Origin of the sequence: Paraburkholderia sp. UCT31, from assembly GCF_014397655.1 — a bacterium.
GTDB lineage: Bacteria > Pseudomonadota > Gammaproteobacteria > Burkholderiales > Burkholderiaceae > Paraburkholderia > Paraburkholderia tuberum.
Genome location: NZ_VZQP01000051.1, coordinates 1 through 21217, shown reverse-complemented (window position 1 = coordinate 21217; position 21217 = coordinate 1). Strand labels below are relative to the sequence as shown.

General features: G+C 63.8%; 19 protein-coding genes. 14 read left to right on the top strand and 5 right to left on the bottom strand.

Annotation, left to right across the window (positions count from 1 at the left end):
* Window positions 1–121: 121 nt before the first annotated feature.
* On the bottom strand, window positions 122–898 hold the full coding sequence (locus F6X40_RS32000) for an aspartate/glutamate racemase family protein (protein ID WP_187630570.1): 777 nt from the start codon (window positions 896–898) through the stop codon (window positions 122–124).
* 378 nt (window positions 899–1276) lie between these two features.
* On the opposite strand from F6X40_RS32000, the gene F6X40_RS31995 reads away from it, so the two are divergent.
* The 11 genes from F6X40_RS31995 to F6X40_RS31950 all read left to right on the top strand — a co-directional run bounded on the left by F6X40_RS31995 (window position 1277) and on the right by F6X40_RS31950 (window position 12228).
* Window positions 1277–2413 (top strand): branched-chain amino acid ABC transporter substrate-binding protein, encoded by a 1137-nt coding sequence (locus F6X40_RS31995; RefSeq protein WP_262421616.1) that lies wholly within the window; start codon window positions 1277–1279, stop codon window positions 2411–2413.
* Between the two features lie 25 nt (window positions 2414–2438).
* A complete protein-coding gene (locus tag F6X40_RS31990) occupies window positions 2439–3338 on the top strand; it encodes a branched-chain amino acid ABC transporter permease (protein WP_018422469.1) in 900 nt (299 codons plus the stop codon).
* A 3-nt stretch (window positions 3339–3341) separates the two neighbouring features.
* Entirely contained in the window at window positions 3342–5150 is a 1809-nt protein-coding gene (locus F6X40_RS31985; RefSeq protein ID WP_187630568.1) for an ABC transporter permease subunit, read from the top strand.
* Window positions 5138–5869, top strand: coding sequence for an ABC transporter ATP-binding protein (locus F6X40_RS31980; protein WP_187630567.1), 732 nt, complete (start codon window positions 5138–5140; stop codon window positions 5867–5869). Before F6X40_RS31985 ends, F6X40_RS31980 begins: the two co-directional genes overlap by 13 nt.
* 168 nt (window positions 5870–6037) lie before the next feature.
* Window positions 6038–6883 (top strand): DUF1989 domain-containing protein, encoded by an 846-nt coding sequence (locus F6X40_RS31975; protein ID WP_187630566.1) that lies wholly within the window; start codon window positions 6038–6040, stop codon window positions 6881–6883.
* A 107-nt stretch (window positions 6884–6990) separates the two neighbouring features.
* The gene (locus F6X40_RS31970) at window positions 6991–8235 is read left to right on the top strand and encodes a D-amino acid dehydrogenase (RefSeq protein ID WP_184069639.1); all 1245 of its coding nucleotides are present in this window, start codon (window positions 6991–6993) and stop codon (window positions 8233–8235) included.
* A gap of 565 nt (window positions 8236–8800) precedes the next feature.
* Window positions 8801–9505 (top strand): glycosyltransferase family 39 protein, encoded by a 705-nt coding sequence (locus F6X40_RS42785; protein WP_262421615.1) that lies wholly within the window; start codon window positions 8801–8803, stop codon window positions 9503–9505.
* A complete protein-coding gene (locus tag F6X40_RS42780; RefSeq protein WP_262421614.1) occupies window positions 9502–10326 on the top strand; it encodes a hypothetical protein in 825 nt (274 codons plus the stop codon). The genes F6X40_RS42785 and F6X40_RS42780 overlap by 4 nt, the downstream gene beginning before the upstream one ends.
* Window positions 10323–10514: a hypothetical protein gene (locus F6X40_RS31960; protein ID WP_187630597.1), complete on the top strand. Its 192-nt coding sequence runs from the start codon at window positions 10323–10325 to the stop codon at window positions 10512–10514. The genes F6X40_RS42780 and F6X40_RS31960 overlap by 4 nt, the downstream gene beginning before the upstream one ends.
* Window positions 10515–10787: 273 nt before the next feature.
* On the top strand, window positions 10788–11144 hold the full coding sequence (locus F6X40_RS31955) for an STAS/SEC14 domain-containing protein (RefSeq protein WP_184024102.1): 357 nt from the start codon (window positions 10788–10790) through the stop codon (window positions 11142–11144).
* A gap of 181 nt (window positions 11145–11325) precedes the next feature.
* Entirely contained in the window at window positions 11326–12228 is a 903-nt protein-coding gene (locus F6X40_RS31950; RefSeq protein ID WP_187615598.1) for an NAD-dependent epimerase/dehydratase family protein, read from the top strand.
* A gap of 174 nt (window positions 12229–12402) precedes the next feature.
* On the opposite strand, the gene flgM is transcribed toward F6X40_RS31950, so the two are convergent.
* Window positions 12403–12714, bottom strand: a complete 312-nt coding sequence (gene flgM / locus F6X40_RS31945) for a flagellar biosynthesis anti-sigma factor FlgM (protein WP_187630565.1) — start codon at window positions 12712–12714, stop codon at window positions 12403–12405.
* A gap of 175 nt (window positions 12715–12889) precedes the next feature.
* Window positions 12890–13123, bottom strand: coding sequence for a hypothetical protein (locus tag F6X40_RS31940; protein WP_187630564.1), 234 nt, complete (start codon window positions 13121–13123; stop codon window positions 12890–12892).
* A gap of 456 nt (window positions 13124–13579) precedes the next feature.
* Between F6X40_RS31940 and F6X40_RS31935 the strand changes: the two genes are divergently transcribed.
* Window positions 13580–14047: a CBS domain-containing protein gene (locus F6X40_RS31935; protein ID WP_184069633.1), complete on the top strand. Its 468-nt coding sequence runs from the start codon at window positions 13580–13582 to the stop codon at window positions 14045–14047.
* A 31-nt stretch (window positions 14048–14078) separates the two neighbouring features.
* Window positions 14079–16094 carry an acyl CoA:acetate/3-ketoacid CoA transferase gene (locus F6X40_RS31930; protein WP_187630563.1) on the top strand — a complete coding sequence of 672 codons (2016 nt, stop codon included), beginning with the start codon at window positions 14079–14081 and terminating at the stop codon, window positions 16092–16094.
* Between the two features lie 72 nt (window positions 16095–16166).
* Here F6X40_RS31930 and F6X40_RS31925 read toward each other — a convergent pair whose 3' ends face one another.
* Entirely contained in the window at window positions 16167–18497 is a 2331-nt protein-coding gene (locus F6X40_RS31925; RefSeq protein ID WP_187630562.1) for a filamentous hemagglutinin N-terminal domain-containing protein, read from the bottom strand.
* A gap of 555 nt (window positions 18498–19052) precedes the next feature.
* On the opposite strand from F6X40_RS31925, the gene F6X40_RS31920 reads away from it, so the two are divergent.
* A complete protein-coding gene (locus tag F6X40_RS31920; RefSeq protein ID WP_187630561.1) occupies window positions 19053–20276 on the top strand; it encodes a YeeE/YedE family protein in 1224 nt (407 codons plus the stop codon).
* 18 nt (window positions 20277–20294) lie between these two features.
* Here the strand turns inward: F6X40_RS31920 and F6X40_RS31915 are convergent, their stop codons facing one another.
* Window positions 20295–21002 (bottom strand): DUF4410 domain-containing protein, encoded by a 708-nt coding sequence (locus F6X40_RS31915; protein WP_187613407.1) that lies wholly within the window; start codon window positions 21000–21002, stop codon window positions 20295–20297.
* Between the last annotated feature and the right edge of the window lie 215 nt (window positions 21003–21217).

The following is a 21217-nucleotide window of genomic DNA, read 5'->3' as shown; positions in this document are numbered from 1 at the left end:
GCGGCGGTTCAGCCGACGCGCCTGCCGCGTCCGTGGTGCGCGTCGATGTCTGGAACATGGCCTCGGCGTCGATCGCCGCATGGTCGCCCCGTCGCGCTGCGTCGCATTTCAAGGTACAACGTCACAGCGCAAACAGCCGCCCAAGATGAGGCTCGCAATCTCCCACGCCGGCGAGCCGCAACGCGTGCCACGCCATCGCGTAGTTGCTCGATATCACCGGCTTGCCGATCGCCGCCTCTAGCTCCGGAATCAACCCGGCGATGCGCAAGCTCGTGCACGATACGAAAATCGCGTCCACGTCACGATTGCGCGCAAGTCGCTCAACACCAGTTCGCAACGACGCCGCATCGATCCGCGCCACTTCGTTATCGTTCGCATGCTCGAACGACGCCATGCGCGTAATGCCGTGACCACGCGACTCGATATAGTCGCGCATGTATTCGTTGATCGAACGCACATAGGGAGTAAGCAGGGCCGTACGTTGGACGCCTAGTGCGCGAAGCGCCGCCAGCGCCGCGGTGATCGGCGTAGTGCACGCGGCGTCCGCACGCGCTTCGCGAATCCGCGCGAACACCTTTTCCTCCCCAATCACCATCGACGCGGACGTGCAGCCAAACGCCACCACATCGATACGCTCGGCCGGACGGATCAGCGCGACCGCCGGTGCAATGCGGTCCTCCATTTCCGCTAGCCGTTCGGGCGTGATATCCGCCGAGTTATACACACGGCTTTCGTAGAACGCCACGCCGTCCTGCGTCAGCAAGCCCCGCCACTCATGCTCGATCGTATGATCGGTGGCGAGCACCACGAGCCCAATCGCGGCACGACGGCAGACGCCGTCGTCCAGCGTGAAATCGAGCTTCGTGTACACGTCGTCATGCCGTGCAATCGCACTCATTTCGGAGTCGTCCTGTCATGTCGCGTTCGCCGCTCGCGAGTCTCTGTCGTCACTGCCTCTTAAAGGTAGGGGATTGCCGGCGCCTTTGTGTAATGGTTTATACGCAAATACCCTATACCGTCCCAACGCACACCGGCTTCTATCATGAAAGAAGCGCTTTAGTGTCAGCGCTCCGGTGAAACCAGCAGTCACGCCGTTGACCTGGTGGGTATGAATCACACGCAATCGCCCCATTTCCGTCCGCTTTCCGATGTCACCGGTATACCCGTGCGGCGGATCGTCCGATCCCTCTCACAATAAGGAGTCTCTAACATGTTTGCTCTGACGATTGGCTGGTCCGGTGCAAGGCGGGGCTCGCGGCAAACGGCCTTTGCGGGCATGGCGGCCGCCGTGGCCCTGCTTGTCGGCATGGCTCCCGGTTCGGCGCTAAGCCAGGGCGCCACCATCAAGATCGGCGTGCCCGTCCCGCTGTCGGGCAGCAGTGCCAATGCCGGCACGGATATTGTCAATGGCGCGAAGCTCGCCGCCGCCAGAATCAACGCGGCCGGTGGCGTGCTCGGCAAGCAGATCGAGCTGGTGCCCGAGGACGACGCCTGTGATGCGCAGACCGCGGTGCAGGCGGCACAGAAACTCGTCGATGCGGGCGTTGTCGCGGTAGCGGGCGGATATTGCTCAAGCGCGGCGCTGCCGGAATCGACAACTTTTCATCGCGCCGGGATTCCCTACGTGCTGGATGCGTCGACGAATCCGCAACTGACCGAGATGGGGTACGACAACGTGTTCCGCACGATCGGCCGTGACGACCAGCAGGGCCCATTCGCGGCAAGCTTCATGAAAGACGTTCTGCACGCGAAGCGCGTGGCGGTGATCGACGACAACACGACCTATTCCAAAGGCCTCGCCCAGAACACCGTGCAAGCCCTGAAGAAGGACGGTGTCGATGTCGTGTACGCCAATTCGATCACCCCCGGACAGATGGACTATTCACCGACGCTCACGCGGGTCTCCTCACTGAAGCCTGACGTGATCTACTACACAGGCTATTTCTCCGAAGCCGGCCTGCTGGTCAAGGAGGCGCGGCAACTGGGTCTGAAAATGACCTTCATGGGCGGCGACGCCACCAATGACCCCACCCTGATGAAGACAGCCGGTCCCGCCGCCGACGGCATGATCATCACGACAGCACCGCTTGCGCAGTTCCTGAGCGGCGCGCACGCCTACGTCGATGACTATACGAAGGCTTACGGGCAAGCGCCGGGACCGTACTCGGTCTATGAATACGATGCTGTCGGGGTCACGGCGAAAGCCATCGCGGACGCGAAATCGGCACAGCCTGCCGCGATCACGGCTGCTCTGCACAAGATCTCGAACTACCCGGGCGCGACCGGAACGATTGCCTTCAATTCGAAGGGGGACCGCAGTAAAGCTGTGTACATCACCATCATCGTGCACAACGACAACTTCGAGCCCTACCAGAGGCAGGATGCGAGCGGACATTGGGTGGCGATGAAGTAGGCGTCATTACGCGCGCGCCCCCGTCATGAGCGACTTCTTCCAGTTCGTCATCGAAGGGCTGACGACCGGCTCGTTCTACGCGCTCGTCGCCCTCGGCTACACGATGGTCTACGGAATCATCCGGCTGATCAACTTCGCTCATGGCGACCTGTTCATGGTCGGCGCGTTCATCGGCTGGACTGGTCTGATGGTGCTTGCATCCGCGCATCTGCCGCTCGCCCTGGCGCTGCTGATCGCCCTTGTGGCCGCCATGACGGTCACAGGCGCGCTCGGCCTGCTGATCGAGCGGCTCGCGTATCAGCCGTTGCTGCGCGCGCCGCGGCTGTCGATTCTGATTACGGCGCTGGGCGTCTCGCTGGCGCTGCAAAATGGGGTGCTGCTGATCTACGGAGCGGGCTTTCGCACCTATCCGCACGTGCTGAGCCAGGCCGGCTTCGAACTCCACGGCGTGCAGATCACCTTCGCGCAGATCGGCATCATCGTGACGAGCCTGGCCCTGATGCTGGCACTGTATTTCTTCGTTCACCACACTTTCCTCGGCACCGCGATGCGCGCGCTGGCAATCGATCAGGACGCCGCGCGTCTGATGGGCATCGACGTCGAACGCCTGATCCAGCTCACCTTTCTGCTCGGGTCGGTGCTGGCCGCCGTGGCGGGCGTCATGGAAGGTCTTTACTACACGCAGATCAATTTCTTCATGGGCTTCGTGCTAGGCCTGCGCGCGTTCACCGCCGCCGTGCTCGGCGGCATCGGCAACATCCCGGGCGCGATGGCGGGCGGCATCCTGATTGGCCTGCTCGAAGCCTTCGGCGCGGGCTATGTCTCTTCGCAGTGGACCGACGTGTTCGTCTTCGGCGTGCTGATCGCCGTGCTCGTGATCAAGCCGACCGGGCTGTTCGGCGAACGCGTTGTCGAGAGAATGTAGTCCATGAGCGCCAGTCAGGCTTCCGCGCGTTGGGCCAGGCCTGTCGGCGGTGCGCTGCTGGCCGCCGCCGTGGCGCTGCCCGCTGTCGTCAGCAACTATGTCGTCGATGTCGGCCTGACCATCGTCACCTATTCGATCCTGGGTCTTGGGCTGAACATCGTAGTCGGTTACGCCGGATTGCTCGATCTGGGCTACGCGGCCTTCTTCGCGATCGGCGCATACACGACGGCATTGCTGGAAACCCTGCTGCACTTCTCGTTCTGGGAGACGCTGCCGTTCAGTCTGGCGTTCGCCGGGGTATCGGGCATCGTCATCGGCTATCCCACCCTGCGCCTGCGCAGCGACTATCTGGCGATCGTCACGCTGGGGTTCGGCGAAATCACGCGTATCGTCGCCACCAACCTCGACATCACGGGCGGCCCGAACGGCATCTTCGGCATCGCGAGCCCGAGCCTGTTCGGTTTCGAGATCAGTTCGCCGCTAGCGCTCTACGAACTGGGCATGGCGTTCCTCGTGCTGGTGCTCGGGTTCGCCATCCGGCTCGGCCAGTCGCGGCTGGGCCGCGCCTGGACCAGCATCCGCGAGGACGAGGCAGCTGCCGAGGCCGTCGGCGTGCCGACGCTGCGCGTCAAGCTGCTCGCCTATGTGATGGGCGCGCTGATCGGCGGGCTCGGCGGCAGCCTGTTCGCCGCCCGCTTCGGCACCATCGATCCGACCGGCTTCACCTATCTGCAGTCCGTCACGATCCTGATTGTCGTCGTGCTCGGCGGCCGGGGCAGCATTCCCGGTGTGCTCCTCGGCGCCATCATCGTCGCCGGCCTGCCGGAGATTCTGCGTTTTCTCAACCTCTGGCGCATCTTCGCTTTCGCGATCGGGCTCGTGATCCTGATGCTGTTAAGGCCACAGGGGTTGTGGCCAGCGCCGTTGCGCCGCGTCGCGCCGGCGCGCAAGGGCGCTGACGCCGATCGCGTGGCTGTGCCCGATCACGCCGTCACCTATGAGATCCTGCTGGAGGTGCGCGACATGCAGCGGCGCTTCGGTGGCGTGCTGGCGGTCGGCGGTGTCAGCTTCATGGTGCGAAGCGGCGAAATCGTGAGCCTGATCGGTCCGAACGGCGCCGGCAAGACCACCGTGTTCAACTGCCTGACCGGCGTCATCCGCCCGACTGGCGGCCAGATCGTCTGGTGCGGGGAACGGCTTGCCGGCGGCGCGCCTCATCGCATCGTCCATCAAGGCATGGCGCGCACCTTCCAGGGCATCCGCCTGTTCGGCCACATGACGGCCTTCGAAAACGTCCTGACCGGCATGGACCATCGGCTTCGGACACCGCTCGCAGCCGAGCTTCTGGCGTTGCCGTCCGCGCGCGCCGAGGCGGCGGACCATTCCACCGAGGGCCTGCGCTGGCTCGCCTTCGTCGGTCTTGCCGGCAGGGCGGGCGAGCGCGCCGCCGATCTGCCCTACGGCGACCAACGCAGGCTGGAGATCGCCCGTGCGCTCGCCAGCAGCCCTCGCCTGCTGCTGCTCGACGAGCCGGCTGCAGGCATGAACCCGACCGAGAAACGCGCGCTGATGGAACTGATCCGGCGCATCCGGGATCATGGCGTGACGGTGCTGCTGATCGAGCACGACATGATGCTGGTGATGGGCGTGTCGGACCGGATCATCGTGATGGACCACGGCGTCATCATCGCCGAGGGCCAGCCCGCCGCGATCCAGGCGGACCCGCGGGTGATCGATGCCTATCTCGGCACAGCCGGAAAGGACGAGGCGAGCGACGATACTGCCGGGGAGAAATCGCTGTGGGACTCCTAGAAATCCGCGATCTGCGTGTGAGCTATGGGACTGTCGAAGTGCTGCACGGCATCTCGCTGGACGTCGCGGAGGGCGAGATCGTCGCGTTGCTCGGCAGCAACGGCGCGGGAAAAACGACCACGCTGCGGGCGATTTCCGGATTGATCCGGCCGCGCGCGGGCGACATTGCGATGGCTGGCCAGCGCCTGACGGGCTTGCGCGCACACCAGATCGTGGCGCTGGGTCTGGGTCATGTGCCCGAGGGGCGGCGCATTTTCGGCGCGCTGACGGTGGAGGAAAATCTGCATCTCGGCGGCTATCTGATCCGGCGCGACAGTGCGGCATTGCAACAGCGAAGGGATCAGCTCTATGCGGCTTTCCCCCGGCTCGGCGAGCGACGCAGCCAGCTGGCTGGCACGCTCAGCGGCGGCGAACAGCAGATGCTGGCGATTGCCCGAGCCTTGATGCTGCGCCCGCGTATCGTGGTGCTGGACGAACCGTCGATGGGACTCGCGCCGAAGCTGGTCCGCGCGATCTTCGGCATGATCGCCGACATCTGCCGCGAAGGCACCTCGATTCTCCTCGTCGAGCAGAACGCCCGCCAGGCGCTGCGGATCGCTCATCGGGCTTACGTGCTGGAAAGCGGGCACATTGCGCTTGCGGGGTCCGCCCGCGAGCTGGCTCAGGATAGCCGGGTCCGCTCTGCCTATCTGGGCGGCAGTGCCATCTCGGCAGAGTAACCCGCCAACTGGGCAATCGACCTTGGCTGAAACGGGTCAGACGTAATGGAGGCAAAACATGTCGGAGATCGATAAGGAAAAGGTCGTTGCAGTGCTGCGTCGCCCGAGCGATGACGACGCCGCCTCGTCGCGGCACGGCGCCGGCCTGAGTTCGACGGAGCATGCATCATGCTGAATTATCCTGCTGCCTATCAGTCCACCAAAGGCTCAGCGCTCGACGTCGACAAGACGTTCTATCAGCGCATCGCCTCACAGCGCGACACCCGCACGCTGGTCGAATCGATCGTCGTGCCGATCCGCTCGGGGCAAGCGTGGACCGTGCCGGCCGGCCACGTGTTTCGCATTGTCACGATCGAAGGCCCGCAGGTTGCCGACCTGAACATGTGGAACCGGCACAACCCGCGCGAGCGCATGTGGGCGGCGCGCACGCGCCAGTTGCAGCAGGCGCACGTGAGCACGTTCGACCGTCTGTGGTCGACGCTGCCATTCCTGCGTCCGATGGTGACCATCACGGACGACAGTCTCGCAGGCTACGGCGTCGACGAGCACGGCGGCCGTGTCCACGATCTGCTCGGCACGCGCTGCGACCCCTACGTGAACCGCATGCTGACCGGCGAGGATTTTCATTTTCACTGCCACTCCAACCTGACGCGCGCCATCGCCCCGTATGGATTGACTGAGTACGACGTCCACGACGTGCTCAACGTGTTCCAGTGCACCGGCCTCAATCTCGAAGACAAATACTTCATGAAGGCGTGTCCGGCAAAGAAAGGCGATTACCTCGAATTCTTCGCGGAGATCGACTTGCTGTGCGCGCTGTCGACCTGTCCGGGCGGCGATCTGTCAGTGCCGATGTGGGGACCCGACGCGCGCGATCCGCTGGAAGTGTGCCGGCCGCTTGGCGTCGAGGTCTGGCAACTCGCGCCACGGATGCTGGATGGGTGGACGCCGCCGGCCGTGGCTGCCTACAAAGGGCAGCACGGAATGGTGCTGAATCAGCCGCAATGGAAGTGAGACTGCTGCCTCCTGTCCAGCAGGAATCGAGGGTGGCGCAGCACAAAAGCCGGAGCGAGACCGCGCTGCCTTGAATGCCCGCCGGCCCCCTTGTATCTGAGGACATCATGAAAGTTGTCGTGCTCGGTGGCGGGGTAGTCGGTGTGACAACCGCGTACCAGTTGCAGAAGGATGGCCATGAGGTCGTGATCGTCGAGCGGCAGCCTTTAGTCGCATCGGAAACCAGTTGGGGTAACGCGGGCATGATCGCGCCCGGGCATTCCTTTGTCTGGTCCTCGCCCAAAGCGCCGATGATTCTGCTCAAATCGCTGGTGCTGAAAGATCAGGCGTTGCGCTTCAAGTTCTCGGCGGATCCCAGGCTTTACAGCTGGTCGTGGCGTTTCCTGATGGAATGCACCTCAGAGAAGGCACGCCGCAATACCCTGCTCAAGCATCGGCTTGCCGCGTACTCGCAACGCGTGCTACAGAATGTGATCGCCGAGGACGCCATTGAGTACGATCGAAATGACCGCGGAATTCTGTATTTTCATCGGACTCAGGAAGCGCAGGATCGCGGAGTCGAACACATGAAGCTGCTGGAATCCGATGGGCAAGTCATCAGGGTTCTCAGCCGCGATCAGGTCGTCGCACTCGACCCGTCGCTGGCTTCGGCAAAAGACAGGATAGCGGGTGCCATTTACTGCCCGACCGATGAGACCGGAGACCCTGCGAAGTTCACCCGCGCCCTTGCGGAAAAGATTGTCGCGCGTGGCGGTACGCTTCTGACGCACACCACCATCGACGGCTTCGAAACCGCTGGGCAGGACGTGGTGGGCATAAGAACGAGTCGAGGCCTTGTAAAAGCCGACGCGTATGTGCTCGCCCTTGGCCCCTATAGTCCGGTTCTTGGCCGACAGATCGGCATCGATCTTCCGATCTATCCGATCAAGGGATACTCCCTCACGATTCCGATCGATGGCCGGCCCATGCCACCCTCCGTTGCAGTGGTCGACGAGCACAACCTGGTCGCAGTCTCGCGCTTCGGCGACCGGATCCGGGTCACCGCAACGGCGGAGTTTGCCGGCTACGACACGAGCCATAAGCCTTCTGATTTTGCGTTTATGAAAAGCGTGACACAAGAACTCTACCCGGCCGGCGCCAACTACGATCGCGCCGAAATGTGGGCCGGTCTCAGGCCGATGACGCCGACGAACCTGCCGTTTCTTGGGCGCAGGAAGTATCGCAATCTTTATCTGAATACCGGTCACGGTCATATCGGCTGGACCATGTCACACGGATCGGCTCGAATCACGGCCGACCTGATCGCGGGACGAACCCCGGCGATTCCGATGGTGGGGCTGCTTTGCGACTGATGGCGACGCGTTTTGCAGCCAAAACAGGGGGCCCCAGCCGAACGATGCCAGCAAACTATTGCATCGACCGGTCGAATCCGCCGCACATGCCCCGTCGGTACACGTCGCGCTCAAGGAATTGCGACTTCGGGACGCGTTATCGCGCGTCGGTCGCGGTGTGTGACGGCATTGAAGTATCGGGAGACATTCTCGACTTTTGCATCTTGGCCGAGCGCGATAGCGGCCTGTCACGCGCAGTTTTTCGCCATCAGATCCACTGGAACGCTGGCGACGGTTGTGCGGCTCGTGTCGGGGTTGCTACGATCCACGCCCAGCTCAGAGCTTCCTCAAGCGCATCTGCAATTGCGGCCGAGTTGAGCGCCGCGTCAAGAGAATCGAATCTTCGGCTCGACCACACGGGTCAATTGTCGCCGCGAACGTCCTTCATCAAAGCCTTCTTAATTTGATCGGGCGCCATGGGTTGCCGGGCAGTCTGTCAGGATCGCACTCTCCCTACGTAAGCTCATATTACGATGCCGGGCCAAAAACGCTGCCCGGTACGGCGGCACACAGACCAAAAGGTTCAATGTCGACCCAGCTTTCGAATCCCACGTCGCTCGCCTCAGCCTCCGTCAAACCTGCCGCCGCGCGCATCGCATCACTCGGCTGGCTGCTCCCCTTCCACGCGCTGGTCTGGACGCTGGCCGCCTGGCTCGCGCGCGGCAATCTCGACATCCAGGGCGACATGGTCGAGACCTATGTCTGGGGCATCGAGTGGCAGGCCGGTTACGCGAAGCACCCGCCGCTTTCGTCGTGGGTCGCAGCGGCCTGGTTCAGCGTGTTCCCGCACACCGATCTCGCGTATTTCGCGCTGTCGGCGGTGAACGTGCTGGTCGGCCTGGCCGGGATCGTCGCGCTCGCCGGACGCTTCGTGCCGCGCCCGATCGCGATCATCGCCGGGCTTGCGATGGCGGTCTCGCCGCTTTACTCGAATCTCGCCATCAAATTCAATCCGAACTCGATCCTGCTGTCGGTCTGGCCGTGGACCGCCTACTTTTTCGTCCGCTACGTGCAGCCGGGCAGCCGCCTCGCGCGCAGCGGCGCGGCGCTCGGTCTCGGGGCGTGCGCGGCGCTTGCCGTGCTGGCAAGTACTTCACGATCGTGCTGCTGCTCGGGCTGTTGCTGGCATTGCTCGCGCGTCCCGCATGGCGTGCGCGCCTCGTCAGCGTCGATTCGCTGCTCGCGGTGGCGGCGGGAGTCGCCGTGCTGGCCCCGCACGTACACTGGATGATGGTTAATCATTTCCCGACGCTCGAGTATGCCGCGCAACGCACCGGCGGCACGCTTCTCGCCGCGGTCGGGCGCTTTGGCATCTACACGCTCGCGCAGATCGGCTATCTCGCGCTCAGTTTCGTTTTCGTGCTGTTGATGGTGCGCACGCGCGGGGCTGCGCGGCTCATGGCGCTGAGTGTAGTTCGGAGCGCGTCGTACCCGGATCTCTGGTGGCTCGCGCTGGGGCCACTGTTCGCGGTGGGCCTGCTGTCCGTGATCGGCAAGACGCAGATGGCCTCGGTCTGGGGCATGGCGCAGTGGTTCGCAATGGTGCCGCTCTGGCTTGCAGTGCTCGTGCAAGCCCGCTTCGAGTTCGCGCCGCAGCGTGCCATACGCGTCATGGCGGTGTACTGGGCGCTGGTGCTCGCGGTATCGGCAGTGGTCGGCTACACAGGGGCGCGGCGCAATTCCGACGACGCGGCCGAGCCGCGCGCGGAACTCGCGGCAGCCGCGCAGGCGGTGTGGCACGAACGCACCAGCCAGCCGCTGTCGATCGTGGCGGGCTCGACGCACGAGGCCGCTTCGATGGTGTTCTATGACGGCGGCCGCGCCCGCTTCTGGGATCTCGACTGGCCGGCGGCAACGCCCTGGCTCACATCCGCCGATTTCGCGCGCCAGGGCTCGCTGATTGTGTGCCGTGGCGACGACTCGGGCTGCATCGCGACGGCATCGTCGCTAAGCCATGCAGCGCCGATTGCGCTCGAGGTGAGCAAGACCGCATGGGGACGGGAGTTGCCTGCGCGCCCCTACCAACTGTTCGTGATCGTGCGGCAGTCGTGAGCCACGCGCCCATCATGCCGTACCGCGGCCGGCCGGTGTGCGCGATCCTGCTGTACCGGGTCAGCCGCATCTGGCTGATCGCCCATCGCGGACAGATGCACGACGATCCAGTGCTGTTTGCCGCGAAGGACCGCGCGAGCTGGCTCATGATCGCACTTTGCGCGGCGTGTTTCTGGATGGCGATCTAGATGGGCGCCCTGCCGCGGCGCATCGCTGGGACACGGCGTGTTCATGGCGGGCGATCATGCGTCGGATGGCCCGCGCTCATGGCCGTCCTCTGCCCTTCTGCGATACGCTCGCAATCGCCTCAAAGGTGGCGCCGATGGCCTCGACTGCCTCTCAGGGGAAGATCGGCTCGTAACCTAACCGAGCGAGTGGAAAGAGGTACCATGAGTACGCCGTCGAACGCCAGGCTCATCCGTGCCTGAGCGTGTAACGTCTCTCTGGCTAGAGGTCCTGCCATGATCCTGTATCACACCGTCCCCGATTCGTCGGTCATCGAAATATCCGTCGAAGGCAAAATCACCGACCACGAACTGCGCGAAGCCATCGAGCGCATGCGTGGTGATCTTGAACTGAACGGTAAGACCCGCGTGCTCGAACGCATCGAGCATTTCAGCGGCATCGAGCCGAAGGCGCTATGGACCGACCTGACGCTCGGCGTTTCCGTCGCCCGCAAAGTCACGCGCGCCGCCGTGGTGGCCGACGCGGGCTGGATTCGCGCCTCGATGCATTTGGCCCGGTTCTTCACGAAGGCTGAAATCAAGGCGTTCCACGTCAACGAGCTGGAACAGGCGCGAGCCTGGATCAACGCCTGAACGTCGTCTCCAGCCGGCCGCATCGGGCGGAGGCCGGCCAGTTGGAGCCGCACGACTCAACATCAGAACTGTTACTGCCGAATCAAGGACACGGAGCGCAACGATCCTATGATGGAATGAGGCCGCGCGACACGCGCGGAAAAGCGCTAAAACATGTAGGAAAACAGGAGAAGAGGAGCACATGACGAAGCGAGTGATCGTGACCGGCGGCAGCGGCCTGGCCGGAAAATGGGTGGTCCAGAACCTGGTCGAGCACGGCTACGAGGTGATGAATCTTGATCGCGTGCCGATGGCGGCGCGCACGGCGCGCACGTTGATTACGGACATCACCGATGCGGGCCAGGTATTCAATGCGCTGGCATCGAGCACCGCGCCGGGAGAATTCGCCGACGACCTCGAACCAAAGCCGATCGACGCGATTGTGCATTTTGCGGCGATCCCTCGCATCATGATCACGCCCGACAACGAGGTCTACCGGATCAACGTGATGGGCACGTACAACATCCTCGACGCAGCGTCGAAGCTTGGCATCCGCAAGGTGATCGTGGCATCGAGCGAAACCACATACGGTATGGTGTTCGCGCACCGGGATCGCAGTCCAGAGTACTTCCCGCTCGACGAGGAATACCCGGTGAACCCGATGGACAGCTACGCGACGTCGAAGGTTATCAACGAAGTGACGGCGAAGGCGTTCCACGCGCGCACCGGCTCTGACATTTACTGCTTTCGTATTGGCAACGTGCTCGAACCCAACGACTACGCGAAGTTTCCGGCGTGGCTCAAGGATCCAGCACTGCGCAAGAGGATTGCGTGGAGCTATATCGACGGGCGCGATCTCGCGAGCGCGTGCCGGCTTGCCATCGAAAAGGACGGCCTCGGCTTTCAGGTCATGAATGTCGCGGCCGACGACGTGTCGTCCGACGTACCTACCGCGGAACTGCTCCGACGCTACTACCCCGGCGTGCCGCTCAAAAAGCAACTCGGCGAGTTCGAGACCCTGCTCAGCAACGAGAAGCTCAAGCGCCTTCTTGGGTGGAACCAGCAACACTACTGGCGCGACGAAGCGAAAAAGATCGTCCAGTAAGCATGGCGGGCCGGCCCCCGGCCGGCCAATCACGCCGTGCGAGTCTTCATGAACTGCTTTGCAACGACGCAGACCGGCGCAATGGCGTCGTTCCCGCAGTCGGGTAGTGGCTCTCGGGAAGAATTGTCGAACAAGCCCGCAGCGAAAATTCTCCCTGCTACGTTCAGCCGCCGGTCAGCGAGTAGTCGTTTGCAGCAGGTCGCGCGCGGTGCTTAGCATGCCGTCGGCGATCTTTCCGGAATCGACCTTGTAGCTGCCGTCACGCAGGGCGGCCTTGATCGACTCGACCTTCGCCGTGTCGATATCCGAATCGCTGGACGTGTGCATCGCGAACACTGACGAGAGATTAACCGTCGAATTCTGCGCGCCGGCAGCGCTGACTTGGTGCGCGGACTCGACGGCATCCTTCGCATCGCTGTTGATCATTGCGCGTTGCGGACCGTTCTGCGAAGCCGCGAGCGGGTAATCGCTGGATTCAATCTTCATGGTGTGTGTTCCCCACTGGTTGAGTCCTTTAACGGTTCAGCGTTTGAAATCTTCACCCTGCCGTGGGAAGCGGAACCGTGTCGACGCTTCGCCGTGAGCCGCTAAGCCTTGCCGGGCGGGCACTCTAGCCACCTGCAGCAAATTGCAACAAAGTGTGAGCAATACCACACCACGGCTATAAGCTGATCGAAGTGTTGACCTGCTCCGAACCAAAGGCGCAGGTATGCTTGAGAACACGACGCCGCACCCCATTTTGCTTGCTGTGAACAAACGTACCCGCCGCCCCTTGCAGCCTCGATGGCCCTTTCCGCCAAGTCGCGATGTCGCTGGTCGCGCCTTTGGCGATCTCGTCGCGCTTCAATATTGCGGCGCGGACATGTGGCTCTGGCGATGCCGATGCGGCGGCCATGTGACTTCCGCCCTGAAGACGGTAGAGAGCGGTGCAGTGCGTGATTGCGGCTGCCGTGAGCAGCGCCGCGTGTGGCGGTCGCGACCGGGCTCACCTGCGCTGAAGAGCGGCGAGGTTTTCGGCCAACTGACGACCGAGCGATACGCTGGCGACGGATTGTGGGTTTGCCGGTGCGACTGCGGTGGTGAGGCGACAGTTAGCGCCGGACGGTTGCGAATGGGCAAGGCGCGCTCGTGCGGCAGGTGCCTCGTCGCTTCGACTCACCGAGTGGCGTAGCGCCGGAACGGAAAATGTTCGTTCGACTCAGGTCAAGCGATCTACACTGCAATTCAACGAATAAGAAAAGATCGCCAGCCTTGGCTGGGTCTGGACGATCGTATTCCGATTTCGTTCGCTTTGATTTCGCTTTGATCAAGCGTAGTCCGTACATGCTCCCCTTTCTGTCTGGAGGCGGTCATGAAAAAGGAGAGGAAGACAGCACGGCAAATTCTGTCCGGGAACCCTCGGGAGGTTATCTCAGTGGGTCCCGACGACACGGTGCTGAACGCGTTGCAGTTGATGGCCGACAAGGACGTGACGACGGTGCTGGTGCTGCAGGGCAGCAATCTGGTTGGCGTGCTGTCTCAGCGCGACTACGCCCGCAAGGTCGAGGTGCTTGGCCGCAACGCCGCGAACACCAGGGTTGGCGACATCATGACCACCCAGGTGCTTTATGTGACGCCCGAGCATACCTGCGATCAATGCCTCGCGTCGATGCATACCCGGCGGATCCGGCACCTGCCTGTGATCGAATCCGGGCGCGTCATCGGCGTGCTTTCCAACAGTGACGTGCTGGAGGAACTCCTGCAGGAGGACGAGCATTTCATCAGGATTCTCGAGGACGACATGCTCCATCTGACCATTGATACCGGTGGCGCCTATTAGCCAGTCGCGCTCGCATCAGGCGAGGTGAAACGTGAGCACGCAATCAACCGCGGGGGCGCTTTCACCGGCCATCCTTTCCCGCTCGTCCGGCAAAGTGGCGTCGGCGCGCGATGCCGTGCGCCTGATCCGCGACGGCGATACGGTCGCGACGGGTGGCTTCGTCGGCATCGGCTTCGCCGAAGACATCGCCATTGCCATCGAGGAACTCTGTACGGCGCGTGACGAGGATACGTTAGTCACCCTCCCAAAGCCCGCCAACCTCACGCTAGTCTATGCGGCCGGCCAGGGAGACGGCAAGGAACGCGGACTGAACCACCTGGCGACGCCGGGACTCGTCAAGCGCGTCATCGGCGGACACTGGGGCCTCGTGCCGAAGCTACAGCAGCTTGCGGTGGATAACCAGATCGAGGCGTACAACCTGCCGCAGGGCGTGATCAGCCACCTGTTTCGCGACATTGCGGCCGGAAAGCCAGGCCATCTCTCCCGGGTCGGCCTCGGCACCTTCGTCGATCCGCGCTTCGGTGGTGGCAAACTGAACGAGCGCACCACCGAGAATCTGGTCGAGTTGATGCGGATCGGCGACGAGGAATATCTGTTCTACAAGGCCTTCCCGATCAACGTCGCGATCGTGCGCGGCACCACTGCCGACCCGGAAGGCAATGTGACGATGGAGCGCGAAGCCCTGACACTGGAGGCTCTCGCGATCGCCATGGCCGCGCACAACTGCCACGGCCTCGTGATCGTCCAGGTGGAGCGCATCGCCGAAAGCGGCTCACTCAATCCGCGACAGGTCAAGATCCCCGGCGTGCTGGTCGATTGCGTCGTGCTGGCGCCGCCCGAGAACCACCAGCAGACCTTTGCCACACCATACAGTCCGGCGTACGCCGGCGAAATCCGGATCCCCGCGAGCAGTGTGGCGCCGATGCCGATGAGTGAGCGCAAGGTGGTCGCGCGACGCGCGGCAATGGAACTCCAGCCAAACAGCGTGGTGAATCTCGGGATCGGCATGCCCGAAGGCATCGCCAGCGTCGCCAACGAGGAAAGGATCCTCGACCTGATGACGCTGACCACCGAGCCCGGCGTCATCGGCGGCATTCCAGCGGGAGGCTTGAACTTCGGCGCGGCGACCAATGCGCAGGCGATCATCGATCAGCCCGCCCAGTTCGATTTCTATGACGGCGGCGGGCTCGACGTCGCCTTTCTTGGCCTCGCGCAGGCCGATCGCATGGGAAACCTCAATGTGTCGAAATTCGGGCCGCGCCTGGCCGGTGCCGGAGGCTTCATCAACATCAGCCAGAATGCCAGGAAAGTCGTGTTCGTCGGCACTTTCATGGCGGGCCACAGCCAGATTGCAGTCGTCGACGGCAAGCTGCGTATCCACCGTGACGGCACCGCCAGGAAATTCATCGAGGAAGTCGAGCATCGCACGTTCTCTGGCCCGTATGCGGCGGCAATGGGCAAGCCGGTCCTCTACATCACCGAGCGTTGCGTGTTCGAGCTGGGCGCCGAGGGCATGGAACTCATCGAGATTGCACCGGGCGTCGATCTGGAGCGCGATATTCTGGCCAGGATGGACTTCGCACCGATCCTGCGTTCGCCGACGCAGATGGACGAGCGGATTTTCCTGCCTGAACCGATGGGCCTGCGCTCGAATGTTTTGCGACTGCCGCTGGAAGCGCGCTTCATCTACGACGACGACAAGAACATCATGTTTCTCAATTTCGCGCGCCTCGAGGTGAAGCGTCCCGACGACATCGCGGCGATCCGGACTCAGGTATGCCGCGTCTGCGAACCACTGGATCACAAGGTTTATGCAGTGGTGAACTACGAGGGTTTCGTGTTGGACCCCGCGCTGGAGGACGCGTACGTCGAAATGGTCGAGGATATGGTGCAGCGCTACTATCTCGGCGTAACACGCTTCACTACCAGCGCTTTCATGCGCGCCAAGCTGGGTGGCGCCCTTACGCGGCGCGGGCTGTCACCTTATGTCTATGAGACGGAGGCGGAAGCGCAGGCCTACCTGCGCGAACAGTCGTCAAACCGCTGAATCCGGCTTGCATCGTGATCGCGGCACCGAAGGCCGAGTGCGCCCGCGCCGGGTTCTGTCGGACCCTCGATGTCAGTGCCCTGCCAGCCAGCCCAACTGAGGCCCCGGATAACCCGCGACCCACGTGCCGTTCGCGCTGAAATCCCACGTCGGACCGAAGCTCGCCGGCTCGAGCAACTGGGTGTCCGTGAGTCCGCTCGAACTGGCCACCGCCGTGCCCGAACCGACACCCGCCGCCGCCCCCGACGATTGGCTGTTCCAGAACACGTTCGCCGCGATCCGGCCGCTGTTCGTGCCCGCGATACCGCCCTCCGTCGAGTTCGCGCCCGCCGTGAGTCTGGACGCGGCATACGACTCGCGGATGAAGCCCGTATTGATGCCGACAAGTCCGCCGACAGTCGCGCCGCCGTTCAGGAATTCGTAGGCGTACGATCGGCCGATGACGCCATGGTTCGTGCCGACGAGTCCGCCGACCGTGCTTTGCGCACCGCCCGATGCGGGGGCGATCGCGAAAGACTGATCGATGCGGCCATCGTTGAGCCCGACCAGCCCACCGATCTGGCCCACGCCGATGATGTTCACGCCCGCCCACGAACGCTCGATGCGCCCAAAGTTCTCGCCGACCAGACCGCCGGCCACTGTGTTCGTGTTGCCCGGGGCACCGATGGCGCCCGTTGCGCCGACGTTCACCATGTATCCGTAGTTGATGCCGGCCAGCAAGCCGACCGTTTCTCCCGAGGACGTCGCGGTGCCGTCCGCGAGCGTGAAATTGCGCACGACGCCGCTCTTGCCGATCACGCCGAAGAGTCCGGTATCGGCCGCGCTTGAGAGACGCAGATCCGCGGGGAGATGCCCCATGCCGTCGAACTGACCGGTGAACGGATTCGCGGCGGTGCCGATGCCTCCGAACTCCGGCGCGCCCGCGAATTCCAGCCCCCTGCTGCCCAACGCATAGTTGCCGGAGAGGTTGTTATTCACCGCGCTCAGGTCCGTCATGGAATTGACGAGCTGATAGGCCGTGAACTGCGTGACGAGCCCAGTAAACGGCGCGGGGTGCCACGATACGTTGGTGTACACGGTGCCGGGCGTGTAGCTGCCGTTCATGTCGTACAGGCCGCTGACGATGCCCATGCTTCGCGACCAGTCGATCGTGCCCTGGTTGGTCAGACTGCCGCCGTTGTCGAAACCATAGGTGTCGGCGGACAGCGTGAGCGAGCCTGTGCCCCTATTGGCGATGGTCGCCTGCGGTGCGATCGTCAGCGAGTGCGCCGCGTCGAGCGTCAGGGAGGAGGCTCCGTGCCAGCGCACGCTCGCTTCGATCGCGATGTCTCCCTCGCCGGTCGCCCCGAGCTTGCCGTCCGCGCCGTTCGCGAGCACGGAGATGGACGCGCCGTTGCTCAGACTTGCGCCGAGCGTGTTGGCGGTGGGGACGTCCGCGGTGAAGTCCCCCGTGGTGATGTTCCATGCTTTCGCCCGCACATCCGCGCCGCCGACCTTGACGTCCTTGCCGGACATGTCGAGCGTGCCGCCGCTGCCGTCCGCGTTACGCGCGCTGATTTGCGCCCCGCGCGCATCGACGTTGCCGGAGTTGACGACGACCCCGTTGACGGTGGTGTTCGCGACGAGCCAGACGTGGCCGTCGCGCGTCGCGGTGCCGGTGGCGCGCAGGGCGCCCGAATGACCCGCGAGCGCGAAGATATTGCCGTCGGCCGCCTGCACGTTGATGATCGCCGCCCGTACCGTGCCTGAGTTCGTCACCGTGCCGCCGCTTCCCATGTCCACGAAGACTTGTTGAAAGTTGCCGTCGAAGAGCCGGACCTGACGGCCTGCGACGAGTTCGGCATTGCCGTTCGGCGCATCGATCGTCCCTGCGTTCGTGACCTTGCTGGCCGATATCAGGAACACGTCCCCACCCGACGAACTGATCTTGCCGAGATTGACTACATCCGCCGTGGAACTGCCTGTGTAAGCCGAGCCACCGAACACGGGCGGGTTGAGAAAGACATCGTTGGGGACGTCGAGCGTCGACGCGACGAAACGCCCTCCCGTCGACACCACGCCGCCTGGCCCAATGAGCACGCCATGCGGATTGACGAGGTAGATGCTGCCGGTGCCCTTCAGCGTGCCGTAGATCGCCGACACATCGTTACCCGTCACGCGATTGAGTGTCGCGCCCGTGCCGTTGTTGATCGACACCGTGCGGCACGATCCGATCGAAAAACTGTTCCATTCGATGATGCCGCGCGAGCCCGCTTGCGTGATGCTCATGCCGGCATCGTTCTGAGTGATGCTTCCCGAGCCGGCGACGAAATGCCCGCCTTGCGGCAGGGTACCGGCCGCGTACGCGACGTGCGTCGTGGAAAGTCCGGTCAGCGAAATGGCGATGGCAAATGAAATTCGCACGCTTGCACGACGGCGTTGCGATGGACGTTGCCGCAGCAGAGATGGCCTTCGAGTGCTCATACATCCCCCTTCCACGCTCGCGCGAAACGGTTGCCAACGACCCGTGGAGCCGACCGGAAACGCGTGAGTCGCCGCGTATGAAGATTAGCAGTTCGCCTCGTCGCCACTTAACGACCGTGGCTGATTTGGTCGATATTTCGGCCCGAAATGTTGTTGCGCAACCGGGACGGGATTACCGTCGCCTTCCATCTTGATAACGATTTCAATGCAAGTTTGAAATACCGTTATTACGGGAGGTTATTAAGTGACTGGTTTCAAGCGCGGTCGACCACCGTCAAGCCCCCGTGTGGCGGGACTTGCAGCCTGGCGGCACCGTGCGCGCCCGGAGTTGCCATCGAGCAGCGCGAACCTTGCTGGGCAACAGCCGCAACGCGACATTTCGGTATACTCGCGAGCTTTCCCAAAAACGATTATTCGCGGCCCTCCTCCCGCGCAGCGGCCGCCGTTTCATAGGCGTGCCGCCCTCGCGCGACAAGCGTGCCCGCCCCGCTCACCATGTCCGATCTCTCCACGCCGTTCGGCGCGCCCCGCCGTCTCGTCAATATCAATCCGAAGCCGCTCGCCGTCGCGCTCGCGCTGGTCGTGCTCGGCGCGATCTATCTCGCGCAGACCGTCAGCGTGAAACAGGCCGCGCTGTATGTCCTCGGCGCGCTGCTCGGCGTCACGCTCTATCACGCCGCGTTCGGCTTCACGTCCGCATGGCGCGTGTTCATCGCCGACGGCCGCGGCGCCGGGCTGCGCGCGCAGATGCTGATGCTCGCGATCGGCGTGCTGCTGTTCTTCCCGGCGCTTTCCGCCGGCACGCTATTCGGTCATCCGGTCGTCGGCGAAGTGTCGCCCGTCGGCACGTCGGTCCTGATCGGCGCGTTCATGTTCGGCATCGGCATGCAGCTCGGCGGCGGCTGCGCCTCCGGCACGCTGTATACGGTCGGCGGCGGCAGCACACGGATGGTGGTCACGCTGATCGCGTTCATCATCGGCTCGGTGATCGGCACCGCGCACATGCCGTTCTGGTCCGCGCTGCCGCATCTGCCGCCGATCTCGCTCGTGCAGACGCTCGGCGTCGGCCCGGCGATCGCGCTGAACCTCGTGGTGTTCGCGGCCATCGCCGCGCTGAGCGTGCTGATCGAAAAGCGCCGTCACGGCCGTCTCGTCAGCGGCGTGGATCGCGCCCCGAACGCATCGCCGTGGCTGCACGGCCCGTGGCCGCTCCTCACCGGCGGCGTCGTGCTCGCGATCCTCAACTTCGCGACGCTCGCGCTGTCGGGCCATCCGTGGGGCGTCACGTCGGCGTTCGCGCTGTGGGGCGCGAAGGCGTTCTCCGCGATGGGCGTCGACGTCGCGAGCTGGCATGTGTGGAGCACCGGCCCGAACGCGGCCGCCCTTGCCGCACCGATCAGCCACGACGTGAAGTCGGTCATGGACATCGGCATCGTGATCGGCGCGATGGTTGCCGCTTCGCTGGCCGGCCGCTATGCGCCGGTGTGGCGTCTGCCGCTGCGCTCGCTGATCGCGGCAATCATCGGCGGACTGATTCTCGGCTACGGCGCGCGCCTCGCGTACGGCTGCAATATCGGCGCGTACTTCAGCGGCATCGTGTCGGGCAGCCTGCACGGCTGGCTGTGGCTCGTCTCGGCATTTTTCGGCAACGTGGTCGGCACGAAGCTGCGTCCGGTGTTCGGCCTCGCGGTCGAGCGCGTCAAGCAGACGGGCTGCTGAGCGGGCGGCTTCGGCCGCCTATCGGGCGGGGGCTGCGCTGCCGGCCTCCCTTGCACCCGTCTGAAGCCGTCGCGCGAGTTCGTCAGCGATCTGCTCCGCGCTTTTCCTGACCGCCGTCTTTTCATCGCGGCCGGACAGAACGACCTTCGCGGCGATCACGTACGGGTTGAGCTTGATCACGGCGCCCGGCATATCCCTGCTCGCCCCCTCTTCAACAGTTTCATAGAGCGGCGGTAACTCCGGCGTAGCCAGGTTATCGCAGGAAACCGCGACCTGAAACTGGCTTTGGCCCGCGCCCATACCCACCATCGCGCGACGCAGCCGATTACCCTCATCGACACTGAGAAAAACGCCGCGCACCTGCCAGCCGTCGTGGGGCAGCGGTTCACCCGGCGTGACGCGGCGCGCGTCTACTCCGGCCTTCTTCAGATCGTCCGTCAGAGATTGCGCCATCAGCGCAACCATGTCTCGCGCACGCGCCTGCGGATCCTGCTGCTGACGCAGCGGGCCCTCAGGCACGAGATTGCCCAGGATGCCTCGCGCGCGGTGGCCTGGCCCGCTGTCAGGGGCGATGTTCGCGGCGTCGAGATCGAAATCGGAGACATAGACGACCGGCGGCGCGACAGGAGCCGCGAGCGCTGCCGACGAATCCGCGGCCAGACATCCTTGCGCGCTGGCACACACGTACGTCGCCAGACATACCATTCGCACCCATCGCAACACCATTGCGCACCTCCACGCTGATCGCCTGGTACTAGGGTCTGTTTACATATGGAACGCACGTGCGAATGCCCGCTATCGGCCGTCCCCCAAGGGGACTTCCTTCGGGGCGCAGGGCAAGGAGTAAGGAGCGCTGCGTGGCCGCGCCACGTGAGCGACGCACGACGCCGCCATGCGGCCGATAGCGGGCATTCCCCTGGAATGAATTTCAGAACTGGGGT